Origin of the sequence: Wolbachia sp. wLmal (assembly GCF_049435495.1) — a bacterium.
GTDB classification, from domain to species: Bacteria; Pseudomonadota; Alphaproteobacteria; order Rickettsiales; family Anaplasmataceae; genus Wolbachia; species Wolbachia pipientis.
In genome coordinates this window covers 795,309-812,874 of record NZ_CP185405.1, presented here as the reverse complement: position 1 = coordinate 812,874, position 17,566 = coordinate 795,309, and the positions used below count along the sequence as shown (strand labels likewise).

At 35.6% G+C, this 17,566-nt stretch carries 11 protein-coding genes and 2 pseudogenes; 5 read left to right on the top strand and 8 right to left on the bottom strand.

What is annotated here, in order from left to right; genetic code table 11:
- Position 1: 1 nt before the first annotated feature.
- Both ACEL90_RS04090 and ACEL90_RS04085 read left to right on the top strand, forming a co-directional pair.
- Positions 2-739, top strand: coding sequence for a putative folate metabolism gamma-glutamate ligase (locus tag ACEL90_RS04090; protein WP_264705944.1), 738 nt, complete (start codon positions 2-4; stop codon positions 737-739).
- Between the two features lie 115 nt (positions 740-854).
- Positions 855-1,815 (top strand): annotated as a pseudogene (locus ACEL90_RS04085) (IS630 family transposase).
- A 929-nt stretch (positions 1,816-2,744) separates the two neighbouring features.
- Here ACEL90_RS04085 and ACEL90_RS04080 read toward each other — a convergent pair.
- Positions 2,745-3,705 (bottom strand): annotated as a pseudogene (locus ACEL90_RS04080) (IS630 family transposase).
- 224 nt (positions 3,706-3,929) lie between these two features.
- On the opposite strand from ACEL90_RS04080, the gene ACEL90_RS04075 reads away from it, so the two are divergent.
- On the top strand, positions 3,930-4,583 hold the full coding sequence (locus tag ACEL90_RS04075; protein WP_423348724.1) for a tetratricopeptide repeat protein: 654 nt from the start codon (positions 3,930-3,932) through the stop codon (positions 4,581-4,583).
- Between the two features lie 40 nt (positions 4,584-4,623).
- On the opposite strand, the gene odhB is transcribed toward ACEL90_RS04075, so the two are convergent.
- On the bottom strand, positions 4,624-5,796 hold the full coding sequence (odhB, locus tag ACEL90_RS04070; RefSeq protein WP_423348723.1) for a 2-oxoglutarate dehydrogenase complex dihydrolipoyllysine-residue succinyltransferase: 1,173 nt from the start codon (positions 5,794-5,796) through the stop codon (positions 4,624-4,626).
- 430 nt (positions 5,797-6,226) lie between these two features.
- Between odhB and ACEL90_RS04065 the strand changes: the two genes are divergently transcribed.
- Both ACEL90_RS04065 and recJ read left to right on the top strand, forming a co-directional pair.
- Complete coding sequence (locus tag ACEL90_RS04065) at positions 6,227-6,448, top strand: hypothetical protein (protein ID WP_423348722.1); 222 nt, start codon at positions 6,227-6,229, stop codon at positions 6,446-6,448.
- A gap of 60 nt (positions 6,449-6,508) precedes the next feature.
- Positions 6,509-8,248: a single-stranded-DNA-specific exonuclease RecJ gene (gene recJ, locus ACEL90_RS04060; RefSeq protein WP_423348721.1), complete on the top strand. Its 1,740-nt coding sequence runs from the start codon at positions 6,509-6,511 to the stop codon at positions 8,246-8,248.
- A 671-nt stretch (positions 8,249-8,919) separates the two neighbouring features.
- Here the strand turns inward: recJ and ACEL90_RS04055 are convergent.
- From ACEL90_RS04055 to tig, 6 genes are all read right to left on the bottom strand, one after another.
- The gene (locus ACEL90_RS04055) at positions 8,920-10,221 is read right to left on the bottom strand and encodes a cbb3-type cytochrome c oxidase subunit I (protein WP_423348720.1); all 1,302 of its coding nucleotides are present in this window, start codon (positions 10,219-10,221) and stop codon (positions 8,920-8,922) included.
- Positions 10,214-11,509, bottom strand: coding sequence for a Na+/H+ antiporter NhaC family protein (locus ACEL90_RS04050; protein WP_423348719.1), 1,296 nt, complete (start codon positions 11,507-11,509; stop codon positions 10,214-10,216). Before ACEL90_RS04050 ends, ACEL90_RS04055 begins: the two co-directional genes overlap by 8 nt.
- Positions 11,510-11,792: 283 nt before the next feature.
- Complete coding sequence (gene lon, locus ACEL90_RS04045; protein ID WP_423348718.1) at positions 11,793-14,246, bottom strand: endopeptidase La; 2,454 nt, start codon at positions 14,244-14,246, stop codon at positions 11,793-11,795.
- Positions 14,247-14,261: 15 nt separating this feature from the next.
- Positions 14,262-15,539, bottom strand: a complete 1,278-nt coding sequence (clpX, locus tag ACEL90_RS04040; protein ID WP_423348717.1) for an ATP-dependent Clp protease ATP-binding subunit ClpX — start codon at positions 15,537-15,539, stop codon at positions 14,262-14,264.
- Positions 15,539-16,165: an ATP-dependent Clp endopeptidase proteolytic subunit ClpP gene (gene clpP / locus ACEL90_RS04035; protein WP_006280254.1), complete on the bottom strand. Its 627-nt coding sequence runs from the start codon at positions 16,163-16,165 to the stop codon at positions 15,539-15,541. Before clpP ends, clpX begins: the two co-directional genes overlap by 1 nt.
- Positions 16,166-16,176: 11 nt before the next feature.
- Positions 16,177-17,511, bottom strand: a complete 1,335-nt coding sequence (tig, locus tag ACEL90_RS04030) for a trigger factor (RefSeq protein ID WP_423349297.1) — start codon at positions 17,509-17,511, stop codon at positions 16,177-16,179.
- Positions 17,512-17,566: the final 55 nt, after the last annotated feature.

Here is a 17,566-nt window from a genome sequence, read left to right as displayed (position 1 = left end):
TATGCATGTTAAAGCAATTTATACCCACCGCATTGAATGTGGGGAAGTATTAGAGCAGGTTCTTGATCGCTATGTTTCAGAGTTGCTAGGAGAAGAAGTTGTTCTTGCTATCACATCAAAAATCATTTCTATTTGTCAAAAACAAGTGGTTTGCAAAACTGCTTGTTCTAAAGAAGAGCTAATCAAAAGAGAAGCTGATGCAATTGTTGATGTAGACCATAATTCTTACGGCATCTATTTAACAATCAAAGACAATATCTTAATTCCATCTGCTGGTATTGATGAATCAAATGGTAATGAAATGTATATTTTATACCCAAAGGATGTTCAGAAAACAGCTCTATCAATATGGAACTATCTCAAGACAAAACACTGCATAAAACATCTTGGTATTTTGATTACAGATAGTAACATAACACCTATGCGCCTTGGGGTTACGGGCGTTGCTCTTGGTTGGTGTGGATTTGAACCATTTTATTCCTATATAGGCAAGCCAGATCTTTATGATCAACCACTGCAAGTAACACAAGTCAATCTTCTTGATGCGCTGGCAACGTCTGCTGTTTTAGTTATGGGAGAAGGGGCGGAGCAAACACCAATGGCAATAATTAGTGGTGCACCAAAGATTCACTTTCTTACTCGTCCGCCAACTACAGAAGAAGAAAAAAGTGTGAAGATATCTATGGAAGAGGACCTTTACTCTCCTCTCCTCATGCGAGCCCGCTGGTTAAAGAGTTAAAGAGGAACTTAAAAATTTGCTATTAGACTTCTTATACCAATTCCCGCTACACAAGTAACGGATAGACAATAATAGAAAAAAGCCATACTGAAGTAAGTAAAGTAGCGAGGTATAAATGGCATTAAGATCAAAATTATTGGATGAAAAAGTAGTAGAATCAGCAAAAGAAATGCTGAAGAAAGTAAGGAATAATGCATATGTTTCAAAAAAACTAAATGCTGTAATTGCAGCAAAAAAGTACAGTATAACGGCTGTAGCAAAAATATATTGCATTTCAAGAAAGGCACTTACTGCATGACCTAAAATTTGGCAGAGAAGAAAAACTGTTTGCTCCTCCACAACGCCGTAGAAAAACTAAATTAAATCAGGTTCAACTACAGCAAATTGAAGAGTGGATAGAAGAAAATCCTAATATTACCATTAAAGAAATGAGAATAAGAATCCAGGAAAAGTTCAGATTAAATATCAGCAAATCTACAGTACACCGCTATATGCAAAAGATGAAATTCTCATATATTACACCAAGACCAGTTCATAATGGACAAGATAAAAGCAAACAAGAGGAATTCAAAAAAAAATCTCAATGAAGCTATTTTTCTTTGATGAATCACGGTTTGGCACACATTCAAAGGTTGGACATGGGTGGTTTAAAAAGGGGATTAGAACACAGGTTAAAACAAAATTAGGTAGGCAAAATTTCTATCTCTATAGTGCGGTTAATCCTAGAAATGGAGAGAGTTCTAGCTCAAATGTCAACACTGATTGCATAGACATATTTCTTGAGCAGATGTCGCAATATCTAGAAACACGAGAGGCTTTTCTTGTTATGGATTGTGCTAGTTGGAAAAAATTTAAAGGTACCTAAAAATATCGACATTATATGCCTACCTCCATACTCACCTGAGCTCAATCCTGTTGAGAGGCTTTGGTTATATATAAAACAGAACATTTTGCGCAATAAAATATACGATACAATTGCTCTGCTTGAGGGTGCTTTGTGCAAATTTATTACTTCTCTTGCCAGCTCCACAATTAAACAACTCTGCAATGTCTCCTATTTGACTGGCCAACAATGAGAGTTGGTATAAGTAAGCACAAGCAGTAAGCCAGTTAGCTACCAATAAGGATTCTTTTTTTATTGCTTCTACTGTGATGTCCCATGTAACATACACTATTGCTGCAGTCTCTCTATTAGCGTCGGCTGGAAATGTTTCAAGCAATGTTTCATCAGATAATAAAGCTCGTTTTCTATCGTTATATAATTTCAAATAGTCTGAAATATTTATACCTGTTTTCTTTATATAAGCGCTTGCTTGGGCTAAAGCTAAAGGTAAATGACCTAATGTCTTTGCTAATGCATCCACTTGAATTATATCTAGCTTTGTTCCTTCCACTTCTAGTATCTTACAAATGTAGCTCCTTGATTCTCCAGGTTCAAAAACATCAACAGAAATAGTGTTCTGTGGTTGTGGCCAGCCAAATGTATAACGAGAAGTTAATAATATCTTTCCTCCTTCTATAGGAAGTAAATCTGCTATATCTTTGTAGTTAGGAGCGTTATCGCATATCAGTAGCCACCCAGCACGTTCAGGGTGTTCTAGCCAATACTTAACATGCTTGGCGTGATCTTCTTCACGAACGTTTTCTCTGTAACCATGAATAACGTTTAGTCCACGTCCTAACTTGATGTACTCGTTAATTAAAGTATTTCTATCTCGTGTATCAAGCCAAATTATCCATCTATATTTTTGGAGCTTACTCCAAATAAATTCTAATGCTAATTGTGTTTTACCTATTCCACCTATTCCATGACAAGCAACTAGTGTTGCTGTATCATTAGCTTTCAGGCATTCTTCTATTTTATCTAGCAGCGCTTCTCTGCCGACAAAGTTATAATTTCGAAGAGGGACTTGCCAAAATTCAGGTAGATCTTCCTTAAGTTTGAGACTATAAAGATGTTCTATGGCTTCCTTAAAATAATTGTCTTTTCTTGTAATACCAACTCTCATTGTTGGCCAGTCAAATAGGAGACATTGCAGAGTTGTTTAATTGTGGAGCTGGCAAGAGAAGTAATAAATTTGCACAAAGCACCCTCAAGCAGAGCAATTGTATCGTATATTTTATTGCGCAAAATGTTCTGTTTTATATATAACCAAAGCCTCTCAACAGGATTGAGCTCAGGTGAGTATGGAGGTAGGCATATAATGTCGATATTTTTAGGTACCTTTAAATTTTTTCCAACTAGCACAATCCATAACAAGAAAAGCCTCTCGTGTTTCTAGATATTGCGACATCTGCTCAAGAAATATGTCTATGCAATCAGTGTTGACATTTGAGCTAGAACTCTCTCCATTTCTAGGATTAACCGCACTATAGAGATAGAAATTTTGCCTACCTAATTTTGTTTTAACCTGTGTTCTAATCCCCTTTTTAAACCACCCATGTCCAACCTTTGAATGTGTGCCAAACCGTGATTCATCAAAGAAAAATAGCTTCATTGAGATTTTTTTTTGAATTCCTCTTGTTTGCTTTTATCTTGTCCATTATGAACTGGTCTTGGTGTAATATATGAGAATTTCATCTTTTGCATATAGCGGTGTACTGTAGATTTGCTGATATTTAATCTGAACTTTTCCTGGATTCTTATTCTCATTTCTTTAATGGTAATATTAGGATTTTCTTCTATCCACTCTTCAATTTGCTGTAGTTGAACCTGATTTAATTTAGTTTTTCTACGGCGTTGTGGAGGAGCAAACAGTTTTTCTTCTCTGCCAAATTTTAGGTCATGCAGTAAGTGCCTTTCTTGAAATGCAATATATTTTTGCTACAGCCGTTATACTGTACTTTTTTGCTGCAATTACAGCATTTAGTTTTTTTGAAACATATGCATTATTCCTTACTTTCTTCAGCATTTCTTTTGCTGATTCTACTACTTTTTCATCCAATAATTTTGATCTTAATGCCATTTATACCTCAACTATTTTACTTACTTCATTATCGCTTTTCTTCCATCTTTGTCCATCTGTTTGCCGTGTAATGGGAATTGGTATAAGATGGTAGTCCTATTCCTCAATCTTTACTAGAAATCTTTGCTGATAATCAAGAAAATAATCCTTCCTTAGAAACTTTCCATGAAGCGTTTGGGATATTAATAAGTTACTCCATGTTAACTACCAAAAAAGATCATAGTATGTTAATACACAGCTTGGTTCAAGAAGTTATAAGGCTAAAGTCAGAGAAAAGTGGAAAAACTAAAGAAGACATAAAGACTGTTTTTCAACTATTACAAAAGGGTTTTCCTTACCACAGTGATAAACTAGAAGATTATGCTAAGAAACGACAATTATTACCACATTTAGAAGCATTTTTATCACACATGGATAATTTGCTAGAAAAAAATTCTTCAGAAAAGCAAACAACAGAAAAGGATTATCTTTTAGATTTGTTAATGTGGATTAATGATGGATACTCTGATTTAGGTAACCCTAAAAGACAAAAGGAGTTGATCGAATGGATTTTACCTATTCTTCAGAGGCATTTTATCCCTGATTATGAAATTGCTATACTGCTGGTAAATCTTGGTATTGCTCATAATGCTTTAGGTAGTTCTCAGAAAGCAAGAGAGTTGCTTGAACGTGCTTTACCTATTTTTGAAAAACACTATGGCCCTGATCACCCGAAAGTTGCTACACTACTGATAAACCTAAGCGACGCCTATGGTGCTCTAGGTAACCATAAGAAACAAAAGGAGTTGTTTGCACGGGCTTCATCCATCTTTAAGAAACATTATGGCCCTGATCATCCGGAAGTTGCTAAACTGCTGGCAGAGCTAGATGATATTTAGGCTTTTAGCAACACTAGATTAATAATCACTTATTTTATAATCACACTTCCAAAACTAACCTGTTTGGATCTTCTATATAATTTTTTATTTTAACGAGGAAAGTTACTGCTCCTTTGCCGTCAACTATTCTGTGATCGTAAGAGAGAGCAATGTACATCATAGGTCTGATTTCTACTGCATTACCAACAGCAACTGGCCTGTTTTGTATTGAATGCATTCCAAGTATTCCAGATTGCGGAGGGTTTATTATCGGAGTGGAAAGAAGTGAACCGTATACTCCACCGTTTGAGATGGTAAATGTTGCACCTTCCATTTCTGATACTTGTAATTTACCCTCACGAGCTTTTTTGCCAAGAGCAACTAAAGTCAACTCAATTTCTGCAAATGACATCTGATCGACACCCCGAATAACTGGTACAACAAGACCTTTATCGGTGCCAACAGCAACACCTACGTCATAGTAATGTTTATATATGATTTCATCGCCTGAGATTTCAGCGTTAATTTCAGCAATTTCTTTCAATGCTTGCACCGCCGCCTTTATAAAAAACGACATAAAACCAAGTTTTATTCCATATTTTTTTTCAAAGGCGTCCTTATATTTTGCTCTTAGATCCATGACATTCTTCATGTCAATTTCATTGAACGTGGTCAGTATTGCAGCAGTATTTTGCGATGCTTTCAAACGAGCGGCAATTACTTGCCTTATTTTGCTCATTTTTACTCGTTCCTCTCTTTGCTCTCCATTTACTACACTTTTTGGCAATTCATATTGTTTTATTGCAGGTTGTTCAGCTTTGTTCATATGGCCTATCACATCTGCTTTTGTTATTCTGCCTCCCATGCCAGTTCCTTTGACGCTTTCTGCACTGATTGCATTTTCTTCCATAATTTTACGAGCTGATGGAGCATCTTTTTTAGCAGCACTTTCGCTTTTATCTTCTTTTCTCGCTTCCTCTTTTACTTCTCCCATGGAAAGCTTCGCTAACAATTGATCAGGACTTATTACATCATCTTCTTTTATAAGAAATTCAGTTATTTGCCCCGAAGCTTCTGCAGTTAATTCGAGTGCTGTTTTGTCAGTTTCAATTTCAAAGATCAAGTCATCTACTTTTACTGCTTCTCCAATACCCTTCTTTATTTTTACTATACCTTCTGTAACTGATTCACCACCAAGAGTTTTTGGTGCTCTGATTTCTATAATTTTGCTCATAAAACAACTTCCGTATAAAACTTTCTATAGATTTATACATGAAAAGAGACATGTAATAAACTAATAAATTCATTGAGGCTCTTATCATTTAGAAGTGGACAACAACTCCCAAATGTCATTCCAGCGTGTGACACTAAGTCATAAAAATTCCTTGACACCCTTCGCCAACCCCCTTATCATGAAAACGAAGCTATTTATTTATCTTCTCTGTACAGATTAAATGACAAAAAAACTCAACGTATCTGGCGTCTCGTGTTTAATTTTTTGCACTATGTGCACCTTATGTCTTTACCAAACTTCTACCTACATAAGCTGAAACGCGCTTATAAAGCGTTTAAAACATAAAAAAACGCCGATTTAAAAAATGGATAGTGAATAACTAGCTACCCTAGGGTTTCTTTTGCCTTTTTTTTATTTGGTAAATTTTTTAATGTTTATACGGAAGGTAGCGCGTGACGCTGGAACCCCAAAAAAAGGAGGCACTGGAACGACAAAGTGGAGTGTCTGCTTCTGTCATCCTATGATAGCTAAAAAGACCTGGTCACGCGCTGGAATGACACCGAAGGGGCTACTGCCCTCTTGGATGGAGACCAGTGTCAGCCACTTAGATGATACCTTTTTTCTACTTAGTTTAGGTTATGCAGAAGTCTAATACAATTATAGAACAAGCTTAAAAATTCTGGTAAAGTAGTTTTATTTACAAAGAAAGAATATGCTACTTGAAATTGAAAAGCGCAGCATAACAAATGCATTGTGGAAGTTGCAAGAAGCAGATCAAAGGCAAATCTTAACTCTTACACAGAGATTTGAGTTACCAGAAATATTAGCAAGAATATTGGTTACTCGTGGTGTTAACATAGAAAATGCAAGCGACTTCTTATATCCACTAATCAGATCGCTATTACCAGATCCCTTTCACCTTCTTGATATGGATAAAGCTGTTTCTCGTATAATACGGGCAATAAAAAATGATGAAAACCTTGCAATATTTGGTGACTATGATGTTGATGGTGCAACGTCGTCAGCATTGATTAACAGGTACCTGAGAGCAATCGATATACACTCTATAATCTACATTCCAGATCGTGTTGATGAGGGCTATGGATTAAACACAGATGCTTTATTACAACTTAAAAAGAATGGAATTGATTTATGTATTTCCGTTGATTGTGGTACGCTTGCATATCAACCAATAGAAGATGCAAAGGCTTTTGGTCTTGATATTATAGTTGTTGACCATCACCTTGGTACGGAAAAATTACCAAGCGCCGTAGCAGTTGTGAATCCAAACCGCCTTGATGAGAGCTCTCCTTATAATAACCTAGCAGCAGTTGGAGTGTCATTTCTGCTAATTGTTGCTCTTAATAAAAGCCTACGTGAGCAAGGATTTTTTACCAACAAAAAAGAACCAGATTTATTTGATCTGTTGGATTTGGTTGCCCTGGGAACTGTCTGTGATGTTATGCAGATCACAGGCCTCAATAGAGCACTTGTCTCACAAGGATTAAAAGTTATGTCAACAAGAAAAAACGTTAGCTTGCGTGTTTTATTTGATGCTTTGGGAATCCTTGAAAAACCAAGTGTTTCTCGATTAGGGTTTAGTATTGGGCCATGCATAAATGCTGGAGGAAGAATAGGAGAAGCATCGCTTGGTGCAAGGTTGCTTTCCACCGATGATGATGAAGAGGCACATTCAATCGCGCTAAAATTAATAGATTTGAATAATGCAAGAAAAGTGTTAGAAAATGAGGCTCTCTTGGAAGCTACAGCACAAGCGGAAAAGTCTGCCCAATCAGGTGCGAATTTTATAATGATAAGTGGCAATTGGCACCAGGGAATAATTGGTATAATTGCATCAAGGCTAAAGGAGCAGTTTCACTTGCCAACAGTAGTGATATCTTTAAATAATGGAATAGGAAAAGCAAGCTGTAGATCAATTTTGGGAGTTGATATCGGTGCTGCAGTCCTTTCCGCAAAGTTTATAAATTTGATTATTGAAGGTGGTGGCCATAGTATGGCGGCAGGATTTTCAATCAAAGAAGACAAAATAAATGATTTGCATGATTTTTTTACTGAAAGATTTTCAAATTCTATAAATGAGAAAACTTTAAAAGCTGATAGTATAGTAACTGCTAAAGCAATAAATTTGTCTTTATGGAATCAATTGCAACGCTTGGGACCATTTGGAGTTGGAAATCCTGAACCAAGGTTTATTATCCAAGGAGCAAAGATAAGAAAGCCTGAAGTTATAGGAGTTGACCATATAAAATGTTTTATTGCTGATGATAATGTTATGGTAAGAGCTATTGCATTTCGTTCTGCAAATACTCATCTTGGCTCTGCTATCATGCAGGGTAATGTTAAAGCTATTTTGGGTAAAATCTCTATGAATTACTGGAATGGCAATGAATTTGTACAATTTTTGATAGAAGATGTATTAACCATCAGTTGAGTGTATCTGTTCAGCAGAGTGACAAAATAGGTAGACAAGATAAACCAAAAAATCGAGAAAAAGTGAGTTTACAACAACTGGTGTCATGAAATTATCTGACATTGATTTCCATCCAAGAGGGTGTCATCCCAGTGCGTGACACTGGGATGACACCCTACTTAACCGTCATACCGCCGCGGTATCTCTTAGCCGCTAACAAGTAGCGGGATGACGGTTGTCGTTTAGCCATAAACATTAAAAAATTTACCAAATAAAAAAAAGGCAAAAGAAACCCTAGTCATTGTCCATTTTCAGTATTGGCGTTTTTAAGTCTTAAACACTGCAATTTAGCTGCTTTTGAATGCAACTAACCTACGCTGCAAATGTTTAAGAAATTTACTAAACAGAAAAAAAGGCAAAAGAAACCCTAGGGTAGCTAGTTATTCACTATCCATTTTTTAAATCGGCGTTTTTTTATGTTTTAAACGCTTTATAAGCGCGTTTCAGCTTATGTAGGTAGAAGTTTGGTAAAGACATAAGGTGCACATAGTGCAAAAAATTAAACACGAGACGCCAGATACGTTGAGTTTTTTTGTCATTTAATCTGTACAGAGAAGATAAATAAATAGCTTCGTTTTCATGATAAGGGGGCTGGCGGAGTTTGTCAAGCAAGTTTTTTTTGTTTCTATGGGTCAGTTGGTACGCGCTTTGCCTTTTAACAGATGTAAAAGCACAATTATTACGAACAACATTCCACCAACAACTGATATAGCGCCACCTATAATGAAGCACGTGCGTGCTAACATTGACGAAATACTTGGCAGATCTGCAACCTTCCTTAAAGCACCATATCCACCAAGCCACACAAGGCCAGTGATATGGAGAAAATGCCCTATACTGTAGGCATAAATCTGTAATCTTACCATGGAACCTTTTATCTCTTTAAAGTTTAATTTGGGTAACAGCCAATAAATGAAATTCATAAAAGCTATAGTGATCCCAACTACAGAACCGTGATAATGAGCGGGAATGGTGACATTTCCTTCAATAGCCAGCACTCCAAGCACATCTCCATAAATGAACAACAAGAATGAATGTAATAAATAGTTGCTTTTATTATTAATAAAAGTTCTGATGTTGCAGCACACTAATATTATCAAAAAGCACGGCAAAACTGCTCCAGCAATCCTCATATGCCAAGTAAAAAACTGTATTAACTTGGCACTATCAACTGGATAAACAAAATATACAAACGGTGCGCCTACAGCTAAAATCGTGTTTATAAATAGTGGTAAAATAGTAATTTTATTGCTTGAAGCTAAACTAATATCATTGGAACTTAGCATTATTAAATAGACTAAAAACATTCCTTGAGTAAAAGCAAACTGCAATAAATGTCCGCCTCCCCAAAAGAGATATTCGTAAAATAAATTATTATCTGAGTGATATAGACCTGGAGGCATATTATTATATGCTAAAACAAAGCAAAGAAATGACGATACAAGTATAATAACTAGCCCAATTTGCCCAACAGAGAGAAATGAAACCTCTTTTTTTGATGTGTATGCTAGCATTGTATTTACTAATATACTGGCAATAAATAAACTGAGTCCAAGTAAAAATAATTTGTTTTGTAATACGGGAATATAGTTACTTTTGATAACTTCAGTGTTTGGAACGAATGCGGATATAAACATGAGCAGCATCGAAAGGGTTGATAGAACCCATGAAAAGTTAAACCAACTATTGGTATTTTGTAGGTTTATGATAAAGAGCAGAGATATTATAGAGCACATCCACACTAAAATTGACAAGTTCACGTGTATTACCAGCGCATTATCAAAAATATATTGTGCAGAAGGAACAAGAGAGGAGATAAAAGGCAATCGTAGAAAAATAACAATTATTGACAGTAACCCAGAGCAAGCAAGGGCACATACTGCTAGGAATATCCATCTTTTACAAAGTGAAGCATTGTCTTGTATGTTAAGCACAATCTTTTTTCTCAATTTTGTTCAATACAATATATAACACTGCAATAATACCTAAAACATAGCAATAGTATACGTGTGGCATGACTGCCAAAGGTGAAACTCCAGCAATAGTGCTAGCCAAAAGCAATTGAGCGCCATACGGTATTAATCCTTGAAATACACAAGAAAATGTGCCTAACCATGTTGCACTATAGTGAGGCGGTATTTCATATTTCTTAGCAATATCTCTAGCAATTTCACCACTAAAAATTATAGCGATGGTGTTATTTGCAAGTAAAATATCAAATATACTGACTATTTTTGCAATAAATAACTGCGCAGTTTTTTGTCCACCACGTTGTATCATAACCCAAGATGAAAGTTTATCTGCAAGCTCCTTAGAATTTTTACCTACTAGTCCTGAAAGTCCGCCAACCATCAATGACAGTAGCATAATTTCATGCATACTCATAAACCCTTTGGTGATGTTTTGGCTTAAAAACAATAAACCATAATTGTTGTTATTTATAAATCCAATAATTCCAGCAAAAGTTATGCTTAAAACCAATGCCGTAAATACATTGATTCCAAAGTTTGCAAGCAATATAAGTATGATGTAAGGAGCCACAAGCAATAAAGAATACTCCTTAACTGAAATAGCAGCACTATTGCTTGAGCTATAAAATAATATAATTATTGTGAATATAGAAGCAATTAGTGCCACTTTTGCATTCAGTTTTAATTTTTTCTTTATATCAGCCTTTTGAGACATCACAGATGCAATTGTAGTATCAGAGATAATAGATAAATTGTCGCCAAACATTGCTCCTCCTACAACGGTTGCCACTCCTAAGGAAGGAGAAATCCCAGCTTGTGTCAGTTCAACTGCAATAGGAGCAATTGTTGCAATGGTGCCCATTGATGTACCAATAGCAGTGGAGATGAAAGCTGCTACAAAAAATAATCCTATGAGTAAAAATTGTGTTGGTATAAATGAAAGAGCCAAATTAACTGTGGCATCAGCACTACCGATTGCTTTAGTTACTTCACTGAATGCACCTGCAAGTAAGAAAATGATACACATAGTGATAATATTACGATCTCTTACCCCATCTAGAAAGGCATACATTTTTTCTTCAGTATTGCCCTTGTATAAAACCCAGCCCAGAGCTATGGCAGGAACAATGGCTACCAGTGGAGATAACTGATAAAAAGCATTTGACACGCCAAGAACAGTAAAATATATACCACTTCCTACAAAAAGAAATAGGAACAGTAAAATAGGCAAAAAATTTGTAAGATAAAACATACCTCAGCTCTGATAAACGCAAATCAACTATGATATAATTTATATTATTATAAACCACAGTTGGCACCTTGACCAAGGTTTTTCTAGAAAGCAATCTACCAGAAAAGGTTTCCATGAAAAGGACTATTATAATATATCATCTACTTGAATAAAACTGGGAGATAGAATAAGTAAAAAATATGAATGACATAACAACAAAGCAAGTCATATCCTTATGGGACACACAAGTTGGTGGGTTTTTGCCGGATAAAAGAGAAATGGAGATTGATAATATTTTTTTAATCTAATGCTTCAATGTTTCCGACATAGGAAAAGTATCATCTTTACTTTCTATAGAGGAAGGCACACTATTTTGATTATCATCACCATCAATTGGAGTAGTAGGGTGCATTAAAGCAACTTTCATAACTTCATCAATATTCTTAGCAAAAACTACGTTGATCCCCTCTTTGATGCTTGCCGGAATCTCTTGCATATCTTTCTCATTTTCACTTGGTATAATCACAGTTTTGATTGATCCTCTGAGCGCTGCAAGCAATTTTTCTCTTAAGCCCCCAATAGCTAAAACTCTACCACGCAATGTCACTTCGCCTGTCATAGCAACATTTTTGTTAACTGGTATATTCGTCATAAGAGAAACAATAGACGTACATACCGCGCCGCCAGCAGAAGGGCCATCTTTTGGTACTGCACCCTCAGGTACATGTAAATGTATATCATTATTTTGGAATTTTTCGGGCTTTATACCAAAAAACAAACAATTTGATCGAATATAACTATACGCAGCTTTTATAGATTCTTGCATAACCTCTCCAAGCTTTCCTGTGTATTTTATTTCTCCCTTGCCCGGAATTAGGACTGATTCTATCATCAAAATATCACCACCTGTTTCAGTATAGGCGAGCCCAGTTACTATTCCTACTAAACTCTCATTTTCCGCAATGCCAAAGGTATATTTACGCACCCCTAAATAATCTTGTAAATTGTCAACCCCTACGGATATTTTCTTATTTTTATCAGTCAATATTTCTTTAACTGCCTTTCTCATGAGCTTTGCAAGCTCCCTTTCCATACTCCGCACACCACTTTCACGTGTATATAAACGTATCAACTCGTATAACGTCTCATTAGTTATGTCCCATTCCTTCTGATACAAACCATGCTCCTTCTTTAACTTCGGAATAAGGTGGTGTGTAGCAATACTGATTTTTTCATCTTCAGTATACCCGGACAATTGTATAATTTCCATCCTATCACGCAAAGGATGTGGTAAATTTAAGCTGTTTGCCGTAGCTACAAACATTACACTTGAAAGATCAAACTCAACTTCCAAGTAATGATCCGTAAAGTGTTTATTGTGCTCAGTATCCAAAACCTCAAGTAATGCAGACGCAGGATCGCCACGCGAATCAGAACCCATCTTATCTATTTCATCAAGCAGAAAAAGCGGGTTGCATGAATTAGCTTTTTTCATGTGTTGAATGATTTTACCAGGCATTGAGCCAATATAAGTTTTCCTATGCCCTCGTATCTCAGACTCATCACGCACACCACCAAGAGCTATGCGAACAAAATCTCTTCCTACTGCCCTTGCCATAGACTTAGCTAAAGAAGTTTTACCAACACCTGGCGGTCCAACTAAGCAAAGTATAGGACCTTTTATCTCTTTTACTCTTTTTAATACCGCTAAAAATTCTATTATTCTATCTTTTACTTTCTCTATGCCATAATGATTTTCATCTAAGATTTTCTTAGCTGCATTTAAGTTAATTTTTGCATCTTTGTACTTTCCCCATGGCAACTCAAGCAACCAATGCAAGTAACTAGATATAACTGTAGCTTCAGGAGAAATGGGATTCATTTTCTTGTATCTCTTCAAATCAGTTATAGCTTTCTCTCTTGCTTCCTGAGAAAGCTTTGTTTCATTTATCTTTTTTTCAAATTCATTGAGTATATTCCCTTCATCACCATTCTCAAATTCGCCTAATTCTTTCTGTATAGCTTTCAATTGCTCGTTAAGGTAGTAAACTTTCTGAGTGCTTTCAACTTGCGATTTAATTGTCTTATATAAACGGTTTTGTGCGTTCAAAATACTCATTTCTCTCTCAATAAAAGCAAAAGCTTTTTTTAAACGCTCTTCTGGGTCATAAGCCTCAAGTATGCTTTGTTTATCTGATACTTTTATATTTAAATGTGAAGCTACCGTGTCTACAAGTTGATCAACTTCTTTGATTTGATCAATGGAGTTAATGGCAACCTCGGGCTGATTTTTCTTGTTTAGCTTACACCAGCTATCGAACGCGTCTACAACAGATCGCCTTAAAGCTTCTAAGTCAATATTGTCTTCATCTTCCTTATAATGACTGTCTAACTCTACCCTGGCTTGTAATAAAGTATGAGAGCTAATATATTCTACAACTCTTCCCCTTCTTATCCCCCGGATTATAACTTTTACTGCATTGTCAGGTAATTTTATTAACGGTTGTACAATGCTTGCTAACACACCTACTTCATAAAGATCTTCAGGCTCTGGATTATCAACAGAGCCATCTTTCTGTGCTACAAGAAAAATCTCATTTTGGTGATTACTACTACTTATTGCATACTCTAGTGCATTAACAGATTTTTCTCTGCCTATGAATAAAGGCACCATTATATTTGGAAAAATTACTACATCTCTTAAAGGCAATACTGGCAATGCAGTAAAACTAGAGCTTACAGCACGTTCAATGTTCATAATATATGCCTCAAATTAATCATTAACCGTTATAACATTGCCATTGTTATTATGATTAACCGTTGCTTTTCCTAATTCTACCATTTTCTTAGTGATTACTATAGTGCTACCTTCAAAGCCTCCGTTTCCAGATGTATACATAATGTCAAGCAAAAGTGACTCCAAGATAGCACGTAACATTCTTGCACCTGTTTTGTAGCTTATAGCCTTTTTAGCAATAGCTGATATTGCTCCATCTGAAAACTCAAGGTTTACTTTGCTAAACGCAAGCAATGCTTTGTACTGTTTTATTAGTGCATTCCTTGGCTCTGTCAACACATGTATTAAATCTTCATGATCCAGCTCATCTAAAACAGCAGTTATTGGAACCCGCCCTACAAATTCGGGTATTAAACCGAATTTGATTAAATCTTCAGGTTGAACATCATGTAAAGCATTCTTTTTCTTTTGCTCTTTAGACTGACTTATATCTGCTCCAAAGCCAACTGACGTTCCCTTTTTTCTCGCTTCAATAATTTTATCGAGGCCTTCAAAAGCTCCTCCACAAATAAACAGTATGTTACTAGTATCCACTTGTATAAACTCTTGTTGTGGGTGTTTTCGCCCTCCTTGTGGCGGAACATAAGCAACTGTACCCTCCATAATCTTAAGCAGAGCTTGCTGGACCCCTTCACCTGAAACGTCACGGGTTATTGAAGTGCTTTCAGATTTTCTTGTAATCTTGTCTATTTCATCTATAAACACTATACCACGCTGTGCTTTTACAACGTCATAATTTGCAGCTTGTAATAAACGCGACAACACGCTTTCTACATCATCACCCACATAACCTGCCTCAGTTAAAGTTGTCGCATCAGCCATAGCAAATGGCACATCTGAAACTTTAGCAAGTGTTTTGGCTAGCAAAGTCTTACCAGAACCAGTGGGACCAATAAGCATTATATTTGACTTCTCGATTTCAATATCACTTATAGCATGAAATTGTACCATGGATTGACAATGGTTATACATAGCTACAGATAAAACGTGTTGCGCGTGTTCTTGACCTACAACATGCTTGCTGAGAAAGTTTTTTATATCCTCAGGTTTCTTTAGTAATAGCTTCATATCAGATATACGATCTGAATTAAAAGATCTATCTTTCTTTTGACTTATTGCTTTATGGGATAATTCTATGCACTCATTACAAATAAACACCTTTAAACCATCCGAAGAGTTAGTAATCAATTTATCTACTTCATCTTGCGCCTTGTTGCAAAAAGAACAGTAGTGTAAATCATTATTGTTATCCATTAACCCACCTTTTGTTTAACTTTAATATTTTCAATTTCAATATCTGTACGCTCAGCTATCACCCTGTCAATTAAGCCAATTTTCCTTGCTTCTTCAGGATCCATGAATTTATCTCTTTCCATCATTCCTTCAATTTTCTTCAGTGAATTTCCAGTATGTTTTTCATAAATTTGATTTAGTTTTTTCTTAACCCGCAAAATTTCATTAGCATGTATTTCTATATCAGTTGCTTGACCATGATAACCACCAGATGGCTGATGTATCATAATTCTTGAATGAGGTAGAGAGTAGCGCTTACCTTTTGTACCAGCTGCAAGCAACAAAGAACCCATAGACGCAGCTTGACCTATACATAAAGTTGAAACGTCTGGGTTTATATACTGCATTGTATCGTAGATCGACAAACCAGCAGTTACAACACCACCTGGTGAGTTGATGTACATACAAATGTCTTTATCGGGATTTTCCGATTCTAAAAATAAAAGCTGTGCTACTATTACACTGGCCATATTGTCTTCAATAGGACCTGTTACAAAAATTATTCTTTCTTTCACTAGTCTTGAATATATGTCATAAGCGCGCTCACCGCGACTAGTTTGTTCAACTACAATTGGTATAAGAGTCATACCTTTTCCTATTAAATATTATCAAATAATTCCTTTAATTCTTTCACAGAAACAATCTGCTCTTCTTTACTAACTTTTTCTATTATATAATCTGTCACTTTATACTCAAGCGCTTGCCCTCTAACTAATTCTTGAAATTGTTTATTTGATTCAAAATGCTTAAGTACTCTGTCAAATTGCACATCTTTACTGACATATTGATTTACAATAACACCCAAAACATCATTTTGAGTTAATGATATTTTATGTTCTGCACTAAATTTCATAAATAACATAGCAAGCTTTACACGTTTTTCAGCTTCTTTACGAGAATCATTTTGAGCACCCAATTCTCCTTCCATTCTTTGTTGCTCCTGTTTTACTATGTCTGTGGGTAAATCAAAACTATAATTAGCATCCAAATAATCAAACAGCTCCTTTTTAATTAAGAGATTTCTCATTTCGGTGCACTGATCACCAATCATTTTTTTTGCATGATTTATTAGCAAAGAATAATCTTTAAACCCAATACTCTTAGCTATTTCATCATCATTTTCAAAATCTTTGGCAATTTGAATCTCATTAACTCGCACAGAAAAATCAGCTTCCTGTCCTGCAAGGGAAATGGCTTGGTAATTTTCAGGAAATTTCAACTTAAAGTTCTTTGTTTCTCCCTTTTTCATACCAGTTAATTGATCTTCAAAACCATTAATAAATGTGCCAGACCCTAAATTAACGGCAAAATCTTTGCTACTTCCACCTTGAAAGAGCTTATTCCTAATCCGCCCTTCAAAATCAATTATCAATTTATCCCCATCTTTCGCTTGATAAGAAGCATCATCAACAGAGGCAAAATTGGGGAACTTTGTTTTGATAGAATCAATAAATTCTTTTATATCTTCCTCTTCAATCTTTGCTTCAATTTTCTTTAAGTTTATTTTGTCAAGATCTATCATCGGTACTTCAGGCATCGACTCAAAAGATAGCTTGTATACAAAATTGCCCTCCTCATTTTCTTTGCCCAGATCTGGTAATGATATAACATCAACCTTAGGATAAATGTGAGACTTGACTCCAATTTTTTTCATCAAATCACTTGAGCAATAATCAATTGTATTATTTATCACATATTCCAAAGCCTCGTTTTTATAATTTGCAACAACAAGGTCATAGGGCATCTTTCCAGCCCTAAATCCAGGTGATTTTGCATTTTCTGCTATCTCTTGCAACCTGGAATTTACCTTTTGTTTTATATAATCACTACCAACTGTGATTTCATACTCATACTTTAGTTTATCTATACTAAGCTCTTTGTAGGTATATACGCTACTTACTTCGACTGTATTTTGAGGTATATTATTAGACATCATAATTCATTTATTAACATTTTAATTCATATCTTAATAGAGTCATTTTACCAGA